This window comes from Paraburkholderia sp. BR14320, from assembly GCF_040948665.1.
GTDB lineage: Bacteria > Pseudomonadota > Gammaproteobacteria > Burkholderiales > Burkholderiaceae > Paraburkholderia > Paraburkholderia youngii.
In genome coordinates this window covers 1-480 of record NZ_JBFPKG010000255.1, presented here as the reverse complement: position 1 = coordinate 480, position 480 = coordinate 1, and the positions used below count along the sequence as shown (strand labels likewise).

Here is a 480-nt window from a genome sequence, read left to right as displayed (position 1 = left end):
CGAGATTGAATTGGCCCTTGCGAATACGATGCATCAACTCAATGCCGGCCAGAGTGATCGCTGCGTTCATGAAACGTTTGAAGCCGAGCATGACTTTCGTCCGGGACTTGATGTTGCGGTGATCCTGTTCGACCAGATTATTGAGATATTTCGAGGATCTGACCTTCGTGTCCCCAGGCAGCAAGCCATCGGCCTTCAATCTCGCGCACGGCGCGGTGTGAGGCCGCATTGCCATCAAGCGTGATGGTGTTTGGTGGCTGGCCTTGATGTTTGATCGCCTTCCTGAAAAAGGCTTCTGCTGCCTGCACGTCGCGCTTCGCACGAAGCATGAAGTCAACCGTCAGGCCAGCCCGATCAACCGCTCGATAAAGGTAAACCCACTTACCACGAATCTTCAGGTAGGTCTCATCGACACGCCACGACTGACCGGTGGGCCTGCTAAAGCGGTTCCACCGTTTGACGAACTCCGGCGCAAAGCGC

General features: G+C 55.4%; 1 pseudogene. It reads right to left on the bottom strand.

The annotated features are described in order from the left end of the window. Positions 1-480 (bottom strand): annotated as a pseudogene (locus AB3X89_RS40190) (IS6 family transposase); the annotation flags it as partial.